At 72.3% G+C, this 18,077-nt stretch carries 17 protein-coding genes; 6 read left to right on the top strand and 11 right to left on the bottom strand.

The genetic code is table 11. From position 1 onward, the window contains the following. Positions 1-19 precede the first annotated feature (19 nt). Together ACZ6S4_RS41090 and ACZ6S4_RS41085 are read left to right on the top strand one after the other, a co-directional pair. Positions 20-679 carry a response regulator transcription factor gene (locus tag ACZ6S4_RS41090; protein ID WP_360818290.1) on the top strand — a complete coding sequence of 220 codons (660 nt, stop codon included), beginning with the start codon at positions 20-22 and terminating at the stop codon, positions 677-679. After that, a complete protein-coding gene (locus ACZ6S4_RS41085) occupies positions 676-1,770 on the top strand; it encodes a sensor histidine kinase (protein ID WP_465480083.1) in 1,095 nt (364 codons plus the stop codon). The genes ACZ6S4_RS41090 and ACZ6S4_RS41085 overlap by 4 nt, the downstream gene beginning before the upstream one ends. A 9-nt stretch (positions 1,771-1,779) precedes the next feature. On the opposite strand, the gene ACZ6S4_RS41080 is transcribed toward ACZ6S4_RS41085, so the two are convergent. The 9 genes from ACZ6S4_RS41080 to hrcA form a co-directional block, all read right to left on the bottom strand. After that, on the bottom strand, positions 1,780-3,528 hold the full coding sequence (locus ACZ6S4_RS41080) for an ABC transporter ATP-binding protein (RefSeq protein WP_465480082.1): 1,749 nt from the start codon (positions 3,526-3,528) through the stop codon (positions 1,780-1,782). After that, positions 3,525-5,210, bottom strand: a complete 1,686-nt coding sequence (locus tag ACZ6S4_RS41075) for an ABC transporter ATP-binding protein (RefSeq protein ID WP_465480081.1) — start codon at positions 5,208-5,210, stop codon at positions 3,525-3,527. The genes ACZ6S4_RS41080 and ACZ6S4_RS41075 overlap by 4 nt, the downstream gene beginning before the upstream one ends. After that, positions 5,207-5,419, bottom strand: a complete 213-nt coding sequence (locus ACZ6S4_RS41070; protein ID WP_212989933.1) for an MbtH family protein — start codon at positions 5,417-5,419, stop codon at positions 5,207-5,209. Before ACZ6S4_RS41070 ends, ACZ6S4_RS41075 begins: the two co-directional genes overlap by 4 nt. A gap of 38 nt (positions 5,420-5,457) precedes the next feature. Further along, a complete protein-coding gene (locus ACZ6S4_RS41065) occupies positions 5,458-6,252 on the bottom strand; it encodes an ABC transporter ATP-binding protein (RefSeq protein WP_465480080.1) in 795 nt (264 codons plus the stop codon). 1 nt (position 6,253) lies between these two features. Beyond that, the gene (locus ACZ6S4_RS41060) at positions 6,254-7,306 is read right to left on the bottom strand and encodes a FecCD family ABC transporter permease (RefSeq protein ID WP_465480079.1); all 1,053 of its coding nucleotides are present in this window, start codon (positions 7,304-7,306) and stop codon (positions 6,254-6,256) included. Next, positions 7,303-8,373, bottom strand: coding sequence for an iron chelate uptake ABC transporter family permease subunit (locus tag ACZ6S4_RS41055; RefSeq protein ID WP_465480078.1), 1,071 nt, complete (start codon positions 8,371-8,373; stop codon positions 7,303-7,305). Before ACZ6S4_RS41055 ends, ACZ6S4_RS41060 begins: the two co-directional genes overlap by 4 nt. A gap of 208 nt (positions 8,374-8,581) precedes the next feature. Then, complete coding sequence (locus ACZ6S4_RS41050; protein WP_465480077.1) at positions 8,582-9,316, bottom strand: 16S rRNA (uracil(1498)-N(3))-methyltransferase; 735 nt, start codon at positions 9,314-9,316, stop codon at positions 8,582-8,584. A 31-nt stretch (positions 9,317-9,347) separates the two neighbouring features. Next, positions 9,348-10,493, bottom strand: coding sequence for a molecular chaperone DnaJ (dnaJ, locus tag ACZ6S4_RS41045; RefSeq protein ID WP_203770907.1), 1,146 nt, complete (start codon positions 10,491-10,493; stop codon positions 9,348-9,350). 43 nt (positions 10,494-10,536) lie between these two features. After that, positions 10,537-11,559 (bottom strand): heat-inducible transcriptional repressor HrcA, encoded by a 1,023-nt coding sequence (gene hrcA, locus ACZ6S4_RS41040; RefSeq protein WP_465480076.1) that lies wholly within the window; start codon positions 11,557-11,559, stop codon positions 10,537-10,539. Between the two features lie 179 nt (positions 11,560-11,738). On the opposite strand from hrcA, the gene ACZ6S4_RS41035 reads away from it, so the two are divergent. Continuing rightward, entirely contained in the window at positions 11,739-12,476 is a 738-nt protein-coding gene (locus tag ACZ6S4_RS41035) for a DUF4870 domain-containing protein (RefSeq protein ID WP_465480075.1), read from the top strand. A 40-nt stretch (positions 12,477-12,516) separates the two neighbouring features. Here the strand turns inward: ACZ6S4_RS41035 and hemW are convergent, their stop codons facing one another. After that, on the bottom strand, positions 12,517-13,728 hold the full coding sequence (hemW, locus tag ACZ6S4_RS41030) for a radical SAM family heme chaperone HemW (protein WP_465480074.1): 1,212 nt from the start codon (positions 13,726-13,728) through the stop codon (positions 12,517-12,519). A 36-nt stretch (positions 13,729-13,764) separates the two neighbouring features. Between hemW and ACZ6S4_RS41025 the strand changes: the two genes are divergently transcribed. From ACZ6S4_RS41025 to ACZ6S4_RS41015, 3 genes are all read left to right on the top strand, one after another. After that, a complete protein-coding gene (locus ACZ6S4_RS41025; protein WP_465480073.1) occupies positions 13,765-14,553 on the top strand; it encodes an enoyl-CoA hydratase-related protein in 789 nt (262 codons plus the stop codon). 25 nt (positions 14,554-14,578) lie between these two features. Next, positions 14,579-15,439, top strand: coding sequence for a hypothetical protein (locus ACZ6S4_RS41020; protein WP_465480072.1), 861 nt, complete (start codon positions 14,579-14,581; stop codon positions 15,437-15,439). A 124-nt stretch (positions 15,440-15,563) separates the two neighbouring features. Further along, positions 15,564-17,216, top strand: a complete 1,653-nt coding sequence (locus ACZ6S4_RS41015) for a PAS domain-containing protein (RefSeq protein WP_465480071.1) — start codon at positions 15,564-15,566, stop codon at positions 17,214-17,216. On the opposite strand, the gene ACZ6S4_RS41010 is transcribed toward ACZ6S4_RS41015, so the two are convergent. Continuing rightward, positions 17,210-17,869, bottom strand: coding sequence for an HAD family hydrolase (locus ACZ6S4_RS41010; RefSeq protein ID WP_465480070.1), 660 nt, complete (start codon positions 17,867-17,869; stop codon positions 17,210-17,212). The genes ACZ6S4_RS41015 and ACZ6S4_RS41010 overlap by 7 nt on opposite strands. Between the last annotated feature and the right edge of the window lie 208 nt (positions 17,870-18,077).

Here is an 18,077-nt window from a genome sequence, read left to right as displayed (position 1 = left end):
CGGGCGAGGGGGCGCGGCGTTGCGGGTGCTGGTGGCGGACGACGAGCGGGTGCTCGCCGACATGGTGGCCGAGGGGCTGCGCCGGCTGTCCATGGCCGTCGACGTGGTCTACGACGGCGTCACCGCCTGGGAGAAGCTCGGCGTCAACCGCTACGACGTCGCCGTCCTGGACCGGGACATGCCCGGCAGCACCGGCGACGAGGTGTGCCGGCGGATCGCCGGGGCCGGGCTGGGCACCCGCGTGCTGCTGCTGACCGCCGCCGCCGGGATCCGCGACCGGGTCGAGGGCCTCGGGCTGGGCGCCGACGACTATCTGACCAAGCCGTTCGCGTTCGCCGAGCTGGTCGCGCGGCTGCAGGCACTGTCCCGGCGCTCGACCCCGGCGTTGCCCCCGGTGCTGGAGCAGGCCGGCATCGTCCTGGACGTGACCCGGCACACGGCGGCCCGCGATGGGCTGACCCTGTCACTCTCGCCCAAGGAGTACGCCGTCCTGCACGTGCTCATGCGCGCGGGCGGTCGCGTGGTCAGCGCCGAGGACCTGCTCGAGCAGGCGTGGGACGAGAACGCCGACCCGTTCACCAACACTGTCCGTACCACCGTCATGACCTTGCGCCGCAAGCTCGGCGACCCGCCGGTGATCCACACGGTGCCCAAGGTCGGCTACCGGCTCGCCCCATGAGGTCGCCCTCGCCGGTCCGCCGCATCCTCCTGGTCTGCGGGGTCGCCCTGGTCGCGGCGCAGTTCGCCCCGACGGTCGCCGACCAGGTGCTCACCCTGTCGCGGGAGTTCGGGGTGTCCTGGTGCGGGATGGGCGGGCCGCGGGCCCCCGACGCCGAAGCCTCGTTCTTCTGCGAGCAGGTTTTCCGGCGGCCCAGCGTCGTGACCGGACCCGTCCTGTTCCTGGTCCTCGCCGGCCTGCTGGCGCTGTGTGTCCCGGCGGCACGGTGGTGCCTGCGGCCGGTCCGGGATCTGGTGCCGGTGATCGCGAACGTCGGCCCGCAGAACCTGGGCCACCGGCTGCGCCCCGGCCCCGGCCAGGACGAAGTGGCGCTGCTCGGCCGCGCGATCGACGACATGATGGACCGCATCGCCGTCGGGTACGAGGCCCAGCGCCGGTTCGCCGCCGACGCCTCCCACGAGCTGCGCACCCCGCTCGCGGTGCAGCGGACGCTGATCGAGGTCGGCATGGCCCGGGCCCGCACCGAGGACCAGCTCGAACTGCTGACCGCGCAGCTGCTGGAGACCAACGAACGCAACGAGCAGCTGATCGAGGGCCTGCTGGTCCTGGCCGAGAGCGACCGCGGCCTGCTGTCCCGCACCCCGCTGCGACTGGACCTCATCACCGCGGAGGTGCTGGACGCCCACCGCGCCCGGGCCGCCGAGGCCGGCATCACGATCACCAGCACCCTGCGCCCGCGCCTGGTCCTAGGAGAGCAGGTGCTGCTGGAACGCCTGGTCAGCAACCTGGTGCAGAACGCCGTGAGCTACAACCGCCCGGACGGCACGATCGACGTCCAGGTCGGCGACGACCCGGCCCTGACCGTCACGAACACCGGCGACGACGTCCCGGCCGAGGCGGTGTCCGCCCTGTTCGAACCGTTCCGCCGGCTGTCGGCCGCCCGCATCCACCAGGGCGGCGGCGCGGGCCTCGGGCTGTCGATCGCCCGCTCGATCACCCGGGCCCACGACGGCGTCATCGCGGCCTCGTCCACCGGCCACGACGGCCTGCGGGTCCAGGTCTCGTTCCCCGAGACCGACGGACCCGCCTAGCTCCGCAGGTCAGCGCGACGCCGGAGCCGAGCTGCGCGTCTCCCACGCCGACCACAGCTGCGCATAGCGGCCGCCCGCGGCGACCAGCTCGGCGTGCGGCCCGGACTCCACGATCTCGCCGTGCTCCAGCACGACGACCCGGTCCGCCGACGCCGCCTGGGTGAGCCGGTGCGCCACGATCAGCACCGTCCGTCCCCGCGTCGCCGCCGCCGCGGCCTCTTCCAGCGCCCGGGCCCCCGCGCTACCGGCCTCAGCCGTCGCCTCGTCCAGCACGGCTACCGCGGGGTCCAGCAGCACCAGCCGGGCCAGCGCGAGCTGCTGCGCCTGCGCGGCGGTCAGCTCGTGGCTGCCGTCGCCGACGAGCGTGTCCAAGCCCTCGGGCAGCGCGAGCGCCCAGTGCAGGGCGCCTACGGTTTCCAGCGCGGCTGAGACGTCCTCGACGCTCGCCGAGGGGCGGGCCAGCCGCAGGTCCTCGATGAGCGGTCCGGCGAAGACGTGCGTCTCCTGGCTGATGATCGCCACGGTTTCGCCCGGCAGCTCCGCGACCGGCACCCCGCCGACCCGCGCCACGCCCTCGTCGGGGCGCAGCACACCGGCGGCAATCGATGCCACCGTGGTCTTGCCGGCCCCGGTCGAGCCGACCAGCGCCACCCGTTCCCCCGGCTCCAGCCGCAGGCTGACCTTGCGCAGCACCGGCGTGCGGCCGTCGTAGCTGAAGCTGACGTCGTCCAGGGTCAGTGCCGCGTCGGCCGGCGGGCGGCCTGCGCCGCGTTGCTCGACCGGCATCGTCTCGACCCCGACCAGCCGGGACAGGCTCGCGCCGGCCGCCTGGACCTCGTCGAAGGTGAACAGCAGCGTGGACACCGGGTTGAACAGCCGGTGGAACAGCAGCGCGGCGGCCGAGGCCTGGCCGACGGTCACCGAGCCGTCGCGGACCAGCCAGAAGCCGACCGTCAGGATCGCCGCCAGGCCGAAGAACTCGGCCCGGTTGACCCGGCCGACGAAGCGGGTGAACAGCGTGAAGACGCCGACGTCGATGTCGCGCGCCTTGGCCGACGCGGCGTCGATGTCCGCGAGGTGCCGCTGCTCCAGCCGGTACGCGTGCACGGTCCGCAGCCCCTGCATGCTCTCCACCAGCAGCTGCGACCGCTCGGCGACAGCCTTGCGCTCCGCGGCGTACCGGGGGGCCGAGCGCGGCAGGTACCAGCGCAGCGCGACCACGTAGAACGGCACGGCCACAGCGCCCGCCAGACCCAGCCGCCAGTCGATACCGGCCATGGCCACCAGGCTCAGCACCCCCAGCAGCAGCGCCGAGATCACGTTCGGCAGCACGTCGGAGACGGCCTTGCCGATCGCGGCGATGTCCGCACCGACCCGGGACAGCAGGTCGCCGCGCCCGGCCCGGTCCAGCACCAGAGCCGGCAGCCGCAACGCGGTCGCGACGGTGCTCTCGCGCAGGTCGGCGAGCATCCGGGCACCGAGCCGGCCGATCAGGTACGAGGACAGCCCGATCGCACCCCCGCCGATCAGCGCGGCGGTGACGATGACGACAGAGATCGACACGATCGCCCCCGTACCGGCTCTGTCGCGGACCCGGTCGACGAGCATGCCCAGGGCGTACACGGGGACGATGGAGGCCGCGGCCGCGAGCAGGCCGACCAGCAGCGTCCCGGTCACCTCGGCCCGGCGCCCGCGCAGCTCGGCCCACAGCCAGCCGCGGGTCTGCCGGGCGGTCGCGATGGGCAGGATCTGGGTCATCGCAGCACCAACTGTCGGTAGGTCTCGTCGCTCGCGCCCAGCTCCTCGTGCTCGCCCTCGGCCGCGACCACGCCGTCGCCGAGGACGACGATGCGGTCGGTGGCGGCGAGCAGGGCCGGGCTGCTGGTGATGACGACGGTGGCGAAGCCGGATTCCGGGCCGTGCCGCAGCGCGCGGATGCCCTGGGCGATGGCGTGCTCGGTGACCGCGTCGACGGCGGTGGTCGGGTCGTGCAGCACCAGCACCGGCGGCCGGGCCAGCAGCGCGCGGGCCAGGGCGATCCGCTGGCGCTGGCCGCCGGAGAGGCTGGCGCCGCGTTCGGCGACGAGCGCGTCGAGCCGCTCCGGCTGGGTGTCCAGCACCTCGTCAGCGGCGGCGGCGCTGAGCACGTCGGCCGGGATCTCTCTGTCGGCGTGCACGCCCACGTTGGCGGCGATCGTGCCGGTGAACAGGTCGGTGTGGTGCGGCTCGACCAGCAGCAGCCGGCGCGCGTGGGCGCGCTCGACCTGTTCCAGCGGTGAGCCGCCGAGCAGCACGCTGCCCTGGTAGTCGGCAGGAACGCTGAGCAGCTTGACCAGTGCCTCGGCGTCGCCGGGGCGGCGGGCCACCACGCCGACGAACTCGCCCGGCCGCACGTGCAGGTCGAGGCCGTCGAGCGGCCCGTGCCGTACGCCGGACAGATGCAGGTCGCACGGGTGCTCGGCGGGCCGGTCGGCGCCTTCCGGCAGCACCAGCCCGGCGTCGGTGACCAGTGCGACCCGGTCCGCGGACGCGCGCGCCTCGGCGATCCAGCTCGGCACCACGGCCAGCGTCCCGAACGGTTCGATGAGGAACTGGGCCAGCCCGATCACGGTGATGAACTGCCCGACCGTGATCCGGCCGGTGAGCGCGAACCAGCCCGCCAGGATGGCGATGCCGCAGGCCAGCAGCGTGCTCAGCACGGTCGAGGCGGCCAGGTAGCCGCCCTGGGTGCGCGACGCGCGCAGCGTCGCCGCCAGCGAGCGGCGGCTGACCGCCCGGTAGTTCCCGGCGGCCGCGTCCTGCGCGCCGATGCCGCGCAGCGGCCGCAGCCCGGTGACCAGATCGGTGGCCAGCGAGGTGGCCCGGCCGGCCTGCTCCTGCTGGTCGGCGACGCGCCGGGTGATCAGCGGCGAGCTGATCTGCAGCAGCACCAGCACCACCGGGGTGGCGACCAGGACGACCAGACCCAGCGGTACGGAGATCAGCAGCAGCACCACCGCACTGATCACCGTGGCGACGACGGCACCGACGATCCGGGGCACGTAGTCCAGCAGGTACGACGTGTTGTCGGCGTCGCTCGTGGACACCGTCAGCAGATCCCCGGCCCGCAGGTAGGTACGCACCCCGCGCGGGTGCAGGATCTTCGCCGACACCTCCAGGCGCAGCTGGTGCCCCTCCTCGGCGATGGCGGCCATGAGCTGCCGCGCGCCGAAGCGGTACGCCATGGTCAGCACCGTGAACTGCACGGCGAGCACGCCCACCCAGAGCAGCAGCTGACCGAGGTCGCCCGGCGTGACGGCCCGGTCGATGACCACGCCGATCAGGACCGGGACGAACGTCTCGCAGGCCTGGTGCACCGCGATGAGACCGGTGCCGAGCCACAGCCGCTTGGCGTTACGCGTGGTGGTGCGTAGGAGAATCCGAGCGCCCGATTTGCTCACTGGGCCATGCTGTCGCGCAGCGACTTGGGGCGCAGGTCGGTCCAGTTGGCGTCCACGTAGTCGATGGCCTGCTGCCGCGGCGCGGGCCCGAAGACGCTGCGCCAGCCCGACGGGATCTCCTTGAAGGACGGCCAGAGCGAGTGCTGCTCCTCGTCGTTCACAAGGACGTGGAAGGTGCCGTTCTCGTCGTCGAACGGGTTGCTGGACACGACGTCTCCCCACAGGTCGGCCGAAAAGTAAGGACAGCCTAACCTACGCGCTGGGTCACCTTCGAGCGCGGGATCACCAGCGGCGTACCGGTCTCCGGGTCGTCGATGATCCGGCAGCCCAGCGCGAAGACGTCCTCGACCAGCTCGGCCGTCATGACCTCGCGCGGGTCGCCCTGGGCCACGATCACCCCGGACTTCATCACCACCAGGTGGTCGGCGTACCGGGCGGCCTGGTTGAGGTCGTGCAGCACCGCGACCATCGTCGTGCCCTGCTCGCGGTTGAGCCGCACGCACAGCTCCAGCAGCTCGATCTGGTGGGCGATGTCCAGGAACGTGGTCGGCTCGTCCAGCAGCACGATCGGCGTCTGCTGGGCCAGCACCATGGCCACCCAGACCCGCTGCCGCTGCCCGCCGGACAACGTGTCGACGAGCTCACCGGAGAGGTCGGTCACTCCGGTGGCGGCCATCGCGGCGACCACGGCGGCCTCGTCCTCGGCCGACCACTGCCGGATCAGCTTCTGGTGCGGGAACCGGCCGCGGGCGACCAGCTCGGCAACCGTGATCCCGTCCGGGGCGATCGACGACTGCGGCAGCAACCCGAGCCGGCGGGCCACCTCCTTGGCCGGCCGCGAGTGGATGTCCCGGCCGTCCAGCAGCACCTCGCCGGCGCCGGGCTTGAGCAGCCGGGACAGCGCGCGCAGCAACGTGGACTTGCCGCAGGCGTTGGGCCCGATGATCGCGGTGAACCGGCTTTCCGGCACCGCCAGGTCGAGGTGCTCGCTGATCGTCTTCTTGTCGTAGCCGATGGTGATGTCGCGGGCGGCCAGGCTCATTTCAGGACCCCTGTCGTCGCGCCTGGCGGACCAGCAGCCAGACGAAGTAGATGCCGCCCACCGACACGGTCACGACGCCGACCGGCAGCTGGGTCGGGGCGAAGGCCCGCTGGGCCAGGAAGTCGCTGAGCATCAGCAGGAAGGCGCCCATCGCGGCCGAAGGCAGCAGCGCGATGCCGGGCGTGCGGGTGACGCGCTGGGCGAGCTGCGGGGCGGCCAGCGCCACGAAGGAGATCGGACCGGCGGCCGCTGTCGCGACCGCGGTGAGGGCGACCCCGATGACCAGGTACGCGAGCCGGGTCGGTTCCACCCGTACGCCCAGCGCGGCGGCCGCGTCCTCACCCATCTCCAGCAGGGACAGGCGGGGGCCGTACCCGATCAGGAGCAGGCACAGCACGCCGACGGTGACCGCCACCGGGGTGACCTGCGCCCAGCCCAGGCCGTTGAGGCTGCCCTGCCCCCACATCAGGGCGGCGAAGGCCGCCTGCAGGTCGACCTTGATGATGAACCACTGGTTGACCGAGGCCAGCATGGCGCTGATCGCGATGCCCACGATGATCAGCCGGAAGCCCTGCACGCCCCGCTTGAAGGCGAGCAGATAGACCGCGACGGCGGTGGCCAGCCCACCGGCCAGCGCACCGGCCGCCACCACGTAGTAGCCGTTGCCGAACAGGACGGTCACGAGCAGCACCCCGGTGTACGCGCCCGTGCTGAACCCGATGACGTCCGGGCTGCCCAGCGGGTTGCGGGTCAGCGCCTGGAAGACGGCCCCGGCCAGCCCCAGCGCGGCGCCGATGATCAGTGCGAGCAGCACCCTCGGCAGCCGCCATTCGACGACCACCAGCCGGGCGGCCCGGGTTCCCTCGCCGGACAGCGCCCGCAGTACCTCGGCCGGGGTGAGGGTGAACTCACCGGTGCCCAGGGCCAGCACCCCGAAGGCGAGCGCGGCCAGCACGAGCACCGCACAGACCAGCGCGGGACGCAGCGAGACCCGGGCGGAGGCGTTGCGGTGCGGGCGCAGCACCACCACCTTGCGGCCGAAGTCGACGCTCACAGGCCACTCACCCGGGCCCGGCGGACCCACCAGATTAGGACCGGCGCGCCGATGAAGGCGGTGACCACGCCGACGCGCAACTCACCCGGCCGCACCACGAGCCGGCCCACGATGTCGGCGAGCAGCAGCAGCACCGGACCGCACACCACGGTGTAGACGAAGATCCAGCGCTGGTCCGGGCCGACGACCCAGCGCACCACGTGCGGCACCATCAGCCCGACGAACCCGATCGGCCCGACCGCGGCGGTGGCCGCGCCGGCCAGCAGCATGACCGAGACGGTGGCCAGGATCCGGGTGCGGCCGATCCGGGCGCCGAGGGTACGGGCGAGATCGTCACCGAGCGCCACCGCGTTCAGCGACCGGGCGACGACCAGCGCGAGCACCGTCCCCGCCAGCAGGAACGGCAGGATCGTGGTGGCCACGTCCAGCGGCCGCCCGGCCAGCGAGCCGACGTCCCAGAACCGCAGGTAGTCGAAGGCGCGGGGGCGCACGAGCCGGATGCCGCCGGAGATGCCGTCCATGACCGCGCCCAGGGCGACCCCGGCCAGAGTGAGCCGGATCGGGGTGGCACCGCCGCGCCCGGTGGACCCGAGCAGGTAGACCAGGGTGAGCGCGAACGCGACCCCGGCGAACCCGAACCACATGTACTGCGTGAGGCTGGTCAGGCCGAGCACCCCGACCGCGAACACCACGAACAGCCCGGCGCCGGCGTTGATGCCCAGGATCTGGGTGTCGGCGAGCGGATTGCGGGTGACGGCCTGGATGACCGCGCCGGACAGTCCAAAGGCGACGCCGGCCAGCAGCCCGAGCACCGTGCGGGGCACCCGCAGGTCCCGCACGATCGACTGGTCGTCGGTGTCGGTGAAGTGGAAGAACGCGTCCCAGACGGCGCCCGGGGAGATGGTGCGGGTGCCGAGGGCGAGGCTCAGCAGGCAGACCAGGGCCAGCACGCCGAGACAGATCAGCAGGCCGAGGGTGCGGCGGGCCTGGGTCGCGGCGAGCCCGGCGGCGGCCGGCGCGGCCTTGGGCCCCGGTCGCGTCGCAGCGGCCGTCCGCGTCAGCACCATGCCGCGAAGCTTAGGCTAACCTTCCTTACCCGTCACCATCCGGTCGTCGCCGGCACTGCCGCGGTTGGCGGGTCCACGGCGATCGAGCGCGCCGCGTCGGCACTGCCGCCGGTGGGCGGGGTCCGCGGGCCGGCGATCCAACGCCCCGCGTCGGCACTACCGCGGCAGACGAAAGTGCCCGGCAGTCCCGCGCCGCTTTTGTCGGCCGTCACCAGCGCTCCAGGCGAGCGGACAGCACGGCGAGGGCGGCCATCCCGGCGGTGGAGGTGCGCAGCACGGAATCGCCCAGCCGCACCGGCTGCGCGCCGGCCGCGACGAACGAGCCCAGCTCCTGATCGCTGATCCCGCCCTCGGGCCCGACGACCAGTACGATCTCGCCGGCATCGGGCAGCTTCGCCTGACTGAGCCGGTCGGTGGCCTCCTCGTGCAGCACGAATGCGGCCGCCGCCGCGGAGAGCAGCCCGGAGACCTTCTTGGTGGAGACATCAGGGCTGCCCGAGACCACCGGAAGCCACGGACGCCGAGCCTGCTTGGCGGCCTCCCGGGCGGTGCTGACCCACTTCTCCCGGGCTTTGACGCCCCGGTCGCCGCGCCACTGGGCGACCGATCGGGAAGCGGCCCACGGCACGATCTCGTCGACGCCGATCTCCGTCATGGCCTGCACCGCCAGCTCACCGCGGTCACCCTTGGCGATGCCCTGCACCACCACCAGGCGTGGATCGGGGGCCGCGACAAAATCCCGGCCGGTGACCTCGACGTCGATGCTGCCCCGGCCGACCCCGGTCACCTCGGCGGCCGCTGTCCCGCCCCGGCCGTCCCCGAGCAGCAGCGCCTCACCGACCCGGAGCCGCTGCACGGTGGCGGCATGATGCCCCTCCGCACCGGCGAGCGTGAACCGCTTACCACCGGGCAGGTCGTCAACGAGGAAAAGAGGCGCAGACACCCGCTCACGCTAGCCGAACGCCGCCGGTCCCTCAGTGTCCGTTGAAGGCGTCCCGCATGCGGGAGAAGAATCCGCCCTGCTTGCTCAGCTCGGCGATGTCCTCACCCCGGGTCTTGGCGAAGTCGCGCAGCATCCGCTCCTGGTCGGCGGTCAGCTTGGTCGGCGTCTTGACGTCCAGGTGCACGAACAGCTCACCGCGGCCCTGCCCGCGCAGGTGCGGCACGCCCTTGCCCCGGATGCGCAGCGTCGAGGCCGGCTGGGTGCCCGGCTTGACCTCGATGTTCTCCTCGCTGTCCAGCGTCTTGATGGTCAGCCGGGTGCCGAGCGCGGCGGCCGTCATCGGCAGCGTCACCCGGCAGTGCAGGTCGTCACCCTTGCGGGAGTAGACGTCGTGCGGGCGTTCGTGGATCTCCACGTACAGGTCGCCGGCCGTGCCGCCACCCGGGCCGACCTCGCCCTGCTGGGCCAGGCGGATGCGCATGCCGTCCTCGACGCCGGCCGGGATCTTCACGGTCAGCGAGCGGCGGGTGCGGATCCGGCCGTCGCCGGCGCAGGTCGGGCAGGGCTGCGGGATGACCGTGCCGTGGCCCTGGCAGACCTGGCACGGGCGGGAGGAGACGACCTGACCCAGGAACGTGCGCTGCACCGACTGGACCTCACCGCGGCCACCACAGGTCTCACAGGTGGCCAGGTGGGTGCCGGGTGCGGTGCCCGCGCCGGAGCACTGGGTGCACAGGACCGCGGTGTCGACCGTGATCGGCGCCTCGACGCCGAAGGCCGTCTCGACCAGGTCCAGCTCCAGGCGCAGGATCGCGTCGGCGCCGGGCCGGGTGCGCGGCCGCGGTCCTCGGGAGCCACCGCCGGCGGCCGTGCCGAAGAAGGCATCCATGATGTCCTGGAAACCGACGAACGGGCCCGCCCCACCGGGGCCACCCGGTCCGCCCGCGCCGCCACCGCCCGGGGCCAGCGGGTCACCGCCGAGGTCGACGATCTGCCGCTTCTGGTCGTCCGAGAGCACCTCGTACGCCGCGTTGATGTCCTTGAACTTCTCGTGCGCCTCGGGGTCGGGATTGACGTCCGGGTGGTATTGACGGGCCAGCTTGCGGTAAGCGCGCTTGATCTCGTCGTCGGTGGCTTCCCGGCTGATCCCGAGAATTCCGTAATAGTCCTTGGCCACAGGGGTTCGAGTCCTCATGTCTGCCCAGCGCTGAGCGGTTCCGTCAGTTTTGTGCCAGCAAATCGCCAACGTAGCGTGCCACGGCTCGTACCGTGGCGATGGTGCCGGGGTAATCCATCCGGGTCGGCCCCAGCACGCCGAGCCCACCAACGATCGTCGTGCCGGGTCCGTAACCCGTGCTGACCACCGAGGCCGCCCGCAGGTTGTCGATCTCGTTCTCGTCGCCGATGCGGACCCGGGTGGTGCTCGGCTCCACCTCACCGATGAGCTTGAGGAGGATGACTTCCTCCTCCAGCGCCTCCAGGACCGGCCGCAGCGAGCCCTGGAAGTCCAGCACGCCGCCGCGGGTGAGGTTGGCCGTGCCCGCCAGAGCGAGGCGTTCCTCACTGCGCTCCACCAGTGTCTCCAGCAGCACCGAGGCGACGCAGGCCATCGTGGTGCGCTTCTCCGGGGCGCACTCGTCGACCAGCGTCTGCACCAGCGGCGGGGTGTCGGCCAGCTTCTGCCCGGTGAGCTTGGCGTTGATCACGCGGCGCATGTCGAGCACGTCGTCGCCGGGCATCGGCCCGGGCAGCTCCACCAGGCGCTGCTCGACCCGGCCGGTGTCGGCGATCATCACCAGCATGATCCGGGTGGTGGAGATCGGAACCAGCTCCAGATGGCGCACCGCGGAGCGGGCCAGGCTGGGATACTGCACGACGGCGACCTGGCGGGTGAGCTGCGCGAGCAGGCGCACCGTGCGGTGCACCACGTCGTCGAGGTCGACCGCGCCGACCAGGAAGCGCTCGATGGCCCGGCGCTCGGCCGGGCTCAGTGCCTTGACCCGGGAGAGCCGGTCGACGAAGAGCCGGTAGCCGGCGTCGGTGGGCACCCGGCCGGCACTGGTGTGCGGCTGCCGGATGTAGCCCTCCTCCTCCAGCACGGCCATGTCGTTGCGGACCGTAGCCGGTGAGACGCCCAGCTGGTGCCGCTCGACCAGGGCCTTGCTGCCCACCGGTTCCTGGGTGGCGACGTAGTCCTCGACGATGGCGCGGAGTACTTCGAGCTTGCGGTCGTCGAGACTCATGTCGTACCCCTCCACCTCTCAGCTGGCACTCCGCGAAGTCGAGTGCCAGTCTACGTCGCCCGCGCCCGCCGCGCGATGATCAGCCGTGCGGACCCGGGCCACTTAGCCGACTGTCTATTCTCCGACGTCACCCGGGTGTTGCTCTCGCCACGTTCGACGTGCGGTCCTACCGTGTGCGCATGACTGAACCGCCGCGTCCGCCCGGTGAGGGCAATCCCTCGGATCCCACCGCGCCGCTCAACCCATATCCGGGTAACGATCCGAATCCCGGATCGGCCCCGCCGCCGCCCCCGGCGTACGGCTCCCCGCAGCCGCCGAGCTACGGCACCCCGCCGCAGCAGCCGCCGACCTACGGCACCCCACCGCCCACCTCGGGTGCCGGCGGTTACGGCCCGCCGCCCAGCTCCGGCGCGGGTGGCTACGGCCCGCCGCCCAGCTCCGGCGCGGGCGGTTACGGCCCGCCGCCCGGCTCGGGTGCCGGTGGCTACGGCCCGCCGCCCGGCGGCACCCCGTACGGCGCTCCCGGCGCCTACGGCCAGCAGCCCGGTGGTTACCCGCCGGGTGGCTACGCGCCGGGCAACGACGACAAGACCTGGATCCTGGTCGCCCACTTCGGCGGCGCGGCCGGCGCGTTCCTCGGCGGCGGCTGCTCCGGCTGGATCGCGCCGCTGGTGGCGCTGCTGGCCAAGGGCAACCAGTCCCCGGTCGTGCGGGCCGAGGCGGTCAAGGCGCTGAACTTCCAGATCCTCTGGTCGATCATCGCCATCGTCGGCTGGGTGCTGACCTGCATCGTGATCGGCTTCTTCGTCGGTATCGCGGCCTGGGCGATCGCCACGATCTTCGGCATCGTCGCCGGCGTGAAGGCGAACAACAACGAGCCGTACAACTACCCGATGACGGTCTCGCTCATCAAGTAGCGCTTCGATGGCGCCGGGCCCCGGCCCGGCGCCATCGGCGTCATGGCAGCAGGTCGCGGATCACGGCGTCGGCCAGCAGCCGGCCGCGCAGGGTGAGAACCACCCGCCCGGCCTCGTACGCCGCCGGGTCCAGCAGGCCGTCGGCCAGGGCCCCGGCCGCGCCGGTCAGCCCGGCCGCGTCCAGCGCGGTCAGCGGCAGGCCGGCGCGCAGCCGTACGCGCAACATCACGTCCTCGACGTGGCGGTCCGCATCGGTCAGGATCTCCCGGCCCTGCCCGGGCGACAGACCCGCTTCCACCCGCTTCGCGTACGCGGCCGGGTGCTTGACGTTCCACCAGCGCACCCCGCCGACGTGGCTGTGCGCGCCCGGCCCGAGCCCCCACCAGTCCCCGCCGGACCAGTACAAGAGGTTGTGCCGGCAGCGGGCGTCCGGCGTCGTCGCCCAGTTCGACACCTCGTACCAGGAGAAACCCGCCCCGCCCAGCGCCGCTTCGGCGGCCAGGTAGCGGTCCGCGGCCACGTCGTCCTCCGGGTACGGCAGCTCGCCCCGGCGCATCCGGGCCGCCATCCGCGTCCCGTCCTCCACGATCAGCGAGTACGCGCTGACGTGATCCACCCCCGCGTCGAGCACCGCCGCCAGTGAACGGGCGAAGTCCTCGGGCGTCTCCCCCGGCGTCCCGTAGATCAGATCCAGGTTGACGTGGTCGAAGCCGGCCTCCCGGGCCTCGATCGCCGCCTGCGGCGCCCGCCCGGCGGTGTGCCGGCGCTCCAGGATGCGCAGCACGGCCGGGGCCGCGGACTGCATGCCCAGCGAGATCCGGGTGTAGCCGGCCTTGCGCAGCGCCTGCAGCGACTGCGGGGTGACCGACTCGGGATTGGCCTCGGTGGTGATCTCGGCGTCGGCGGCCAGCCCCCAGGTGCGGTCGATGCCCTCGAGGATCCGGCCCAGGTCGCCCGGGTCGAGCAGGGTCGGCGTGCCGCCGCCGACGAAGACGGTGTCGACGCGCGCGCCGGTGACCGAGGCGGCCAGCTTCAGCTCGGCCAGGACCGCGTCGGCGTAACCCTCCCGGCTGGCGCCCCCGCCCAGCTCGCTGGCCGTGTACGTGTTGAAGTCGCAGTACCCGCACCGGCTGGCGCAGAACGGGACGTGGACGTAGACCCCGAAACCCCGTCCGCCGACGTCGCGCAGGGCACTGTCGGGCAGCGAGCCGTCACTCGGTACGGGCTCGCCCTCGGGCGCTGGACCAGGCATCCGTCAAGTGTGCACGTACACCGTTAGGGTTCCGGCATGGAGTTGGTCCGTACCGTCACCGCAGCCGGGGTGACCACCGTGACGCTGGACAGCCCGGCGAACCGTAATGCGCTCTCCTCGCTGCTCATGCGCGAGCTGCTGGCAGCGCTCGGCGCCGCGCTCACCGACCCGGCGGTCCGGGCGGTGGTGATCTCGCACACCGGCCCGGTCTTCTGCTCGGGGGCCGACCTTAAGGAGACCGCCGAGGCCCGGGAGTCCGGCAAGATCCCGGCCGAACTGCTGGCCGACGTGCTCGCCGCGATCTGGGAGTTCCCGAAGCCGGTGCTGGCCCGGATCGCCGGTCCGGCGCGCGCGGGCGGGCTGGGCCTGATCGCGGCGGCCGACATCGCGGTCTGCGCCCGTACGGCGACGTTCGCGTTCTCCGAGGTACGCCTCGGCGTGATCCCGGCAGTGATCAGTGCCACCGTGCTCCCCCGGCTGGCTCCTCGGGCCGCGGCTGAGCTTTATCTCACGGGCGACGTCTTCGATGGGGCGCGCGCGGCTGAGATCGGGCTGGTCACGGCGGCTGTCGAGGCGGAGGCGCTGGACGCGGCCGTCACCGCGTACACGGAATCTCTGGTCCGGGGTGGCCCGCTGGCCCTGGCCGGCACCAAGCAGTTGCTGCGCCGCCGGCCGGCCGAGACCGTGCGCGCCGACCTGGCCGAGCTGTCGGAGCGCTCGGCCGGCTACTTCCGCTCGGCCGAGGGCCGCGAGGGTGTCGCGGCTTTCCGCGAGAAGCGCCCGGCCTCCTGGGTGCCGGCGACGCAGGAGACGGGCACTCGTTGATTACTCTTGTCCCCCGACGGAGGGAGTGTGCGTGCGGAGAAAGCCGGTAGTCGTGGTCGTTCTGCTCGCGCTCCTCGGCGCCCTCGGCGTGGTCGTGGCCGTCAACTCCGTCGGCGGCAAGATCAAACTGCCGCAGCTCGGCCCGGAATGCATCGTGCGCGCCGACGGCGAGGTCGCCCTCGACCTCGTGCAGATGGCCAACGCGGCCACGATCACCGCCGTCGGCCTGCGGCGCAAGATGCCCGAGCAGGCCGTGGTGATCGCCCTGGCGACCGCGTTCCAGGAGTCCAAGCTGGAAAATCTGGACACCGGCGACCGCGACTCGGTCGGGCTGTTCCAGCAGCGCCCCAGCCAGGGCTGGGGCACGCCGGAGAAGATCCAGGACCCGAGGTACGCGGCGGGCAAGTTCTACTCGGCCCTCAAGAAGGTCAAGGGCTGGCAGAAGATGCGGGTCACCGACGCGGCGCAGAAGGTGCAGCGATCGGCCTATCCGAACGCGTACGAGAAGTGGGCCGACGAGTCCACCGTGCTCGCCAAGGCCCTGACCGGCCGGGCCACCGGTGCGGTCGAGTGCACGGTGAGCGGCGAGCCCGCCCTGCGCGGGGCCACCGCCGCGGCCGCACTGGCCGAGGGCATGCGCCTCGACTGGGGCAAGGGCCTCAACACCATCGAGGCGACCCAGAGCGGCGGCCTGACCGTCGCGGTCAAGGACGTCAATGCCGGCTGGCGGTACGCCCACTGGCTCGTCTCGCACGCCAGCAGCACGGGCGTGGAGCGGGTCCGCTTCGCCGACCGGGAGTGGAACGCGCTCGACGGTAAGTGGCAGCCCGTAACCGGCGGCAAGGGCGCGGGCAACGACACCGTGATCGCCGAGGTCTTCAGCTAGGCGATCAGCCTTCATATTCACGTTTATTCATGCCCCGAAGAGTCACGATCACGATGTTGCCTGGTCATAGCGCTGCGTATACATCGACGTGGACAGACAGCGACCGGACTGGTACTAGTTAGTCGTGCTCCAAGCCATCGAGTGGATCCATCTGGGAGCCGTCGGCGTCGCCGCGATCATCTTCGGGATATGCCGGCACAAGCCCGCCCGGATCGGGCCCTGGCTGCTGCTGACGGCTTCCGTCGTCGCGGTGGCCATCGGCGACATCCTGCACGCCGTGCACGAGTACGCTGCCGCCGACGTCGCCTACCTGGCCATGTTCGCCCTGGTGGCGCTGTCACTGCTGCAGCTGACCCGGGCCGGCGCGATCCTGATGGACCGGGCCCGGGTGATCGACCTGGTGGCCTTCGCCTGCGCGGCGCTGCTGGTGATCTGGGTGTTCCTGATCGGTGGCAGCAGCTGGCTGGGCGCGATAGCACCCGAGGACATGCTCGGCGCCCTGCTGCTGGTCGGCATCTGCGCCCGGCTGATCGTGGCGGTCTGGTTCAACTGGTCGGCGGTGCTGCTGGGCGTCGGAGCGCTGGGCATCCTCGCCAGCGACATCGCCTACCCGCTGGCCCCGAGCCCGTGGACCGAGGCCGGCTACATGCTCCTCTACCTGGCCTGGGGCGGCGCGGCGCTGCACCCCTCGATGGTCCAGCTGACGACTCCCCTGCCACTGCGGCCGAAGCCGTGGCAGGGCCGCTGGGCGACCCTGCTGGGCCTGTCGGTGGCCACGCCGCCGCTGGTGCTGCTCATCGAGGCGCTCCAGGGCGAGGTCCGCGATGGTGTGGTGATCGCGGTGGCGGGCGCGCTGACGGTGGTGCTGGCCTTCACCAGGCTGGCCGACTCGGTGACGCAGAACAGCCAGGCCCTGATCCGCGAACGCGTGCTGCGTGAGGCGAGCGCGGCGCTGGTCGCGGCGGCCGACGAGGCCGCGGTCGACGAGGCGGTCCGCACGGCGGTGACCCAGCTGCTGCCACCGCACGACGTGCAGCGCATCGTCTTCGCCACCGACGACCGCCAGCTCACGTTGCAGGCCCTGCCGGCGGCGGCGACGAGCCCCCGCCCGCGCAGCTGGTGGCTGGACGACGAGAAGAAGCCCGGCACCGGCCCGGCGGACGGCACGCTGGTCTGTCCGCTGTGGCTGGAGCCGCTGGCCGTGGCCCGCCCGAGCGGCGGAGCGCTGGTCCTGTCGGGCCGCAAGGACATGCTGACGGTGAGCCGCGACGCCCTGGAGGTCCTGGCCGGCCAGGCGGCGCTGGCTCTGGACCGGATCTCCCTGGTGGAGGCGGTGGGCCGCCGCGACAGCGACCTCTACCTGCGGGCGGTGATCCGCAACACCGCGGACATCATGCTGGTGATCGACGAGGACCAGCAGATCCGGTACGCGAGCCCGGCGCTGCACGAACTGATCGGCGAGAAGGAACTCCCCCCGTTCGCCACCCTGCCGGATCTGGTGCACCCGGACGACCGGGGCCAGGTCCGCCGAGCCCTCCGCGACCAGGGCGACGGGGTGGTCTACTGCTCTCTGCAACGGGCCGACGAGACCCAGGTGATGGTGGAGGCGACGTACCGGGATCTCCGCGAGGACCGACTGGTCCAGGGCTACGTGGTGACGATGCGCAAGGTGACGAAGCCGCAGGACCCGGTGGAGCAGGTGCCACACCTGGAACACGTGGACGAACTCCCGGCCTGGGTGAACCGCCGCAGCGCACAACACAAGTTCCGCTACTGAACAAGCTCGCTCAGTGACGCGATCCACCGCGTGGCGGGCGGCTCTGCCTCGTCGAGCTCCCGAACCATCGTGACCCCTTGATAGCCGAGCCGGACGGCCGCGGCGACAAGCTCAGGATCGTCATCAACAAAGAGACAGCCGGCCGGCGAAAGCCCGAGCGCATCACTGCCGGCGCGGTACATCCGCGGATCGGGCTTGCGGCACCCGAGAACGGCCGAGATGACCAGGGTGACGAAGAAGTCCCGCAGCTCGAGCCGGCGGAAAAGGTCATCGAGGTCCGGCCAGGCATCCGAGACGACAGCCATCGGCACGCCGTCGGCATGCAGCCGGGCAAGCACGTCCCGGACCTCGGGGTAGGGCTCGACGGGCAGGCCGGCGGCGGGTTCCTCAAGCTCGGAAAGTAGCTCGGGGGTGGGGGCGGCGATGCCGAGGGCTTGGAGGATGGCCCGGTGGTAGTCGGTCCTGTCGGCGGTGCCTGAGGTGCTGTCGAGCAGCGCCTGGCCGGCTGCGAAGGCTGCCGGTAGGGCTGAGTCCGGGATTCCGGGAACATGCCGGGCCAGGACCTGCTCGAAGTCGTACCGGGGGTTCCACCGGCCGCCGACGGGTCCGATGAGTACGCCGCCGGCGTCCAGCAAGAGCCCCCGGACACCCATCGGCCCAACCTAGCGGCCCGGTCGCGGACCGCGCGGCCCGCAATCCAGCGAAGCCCGGCCCGAAAGGCGAGGTCTTCAGTAGAGCGTGGGCTTGGCCCCGGAAGCCCGGGGCTGAGGATGAAGACCGAGATGGAGGGCAGGCCAGCCGGACAATCAAGCCCGGCTGAGAAGGCAAGCCAACTGGGAGCGGGGCCGACCGGAAGCGGGG

It is taken from the genome of Actinoplanes sp. NPDC051405 (assembly GCF_055586185.1).
The sequence above is the reverse complement of the archived record's forward strand: the minus strand, read 5'-3'. Positions and strand labels throughout refer to the sequence as shown.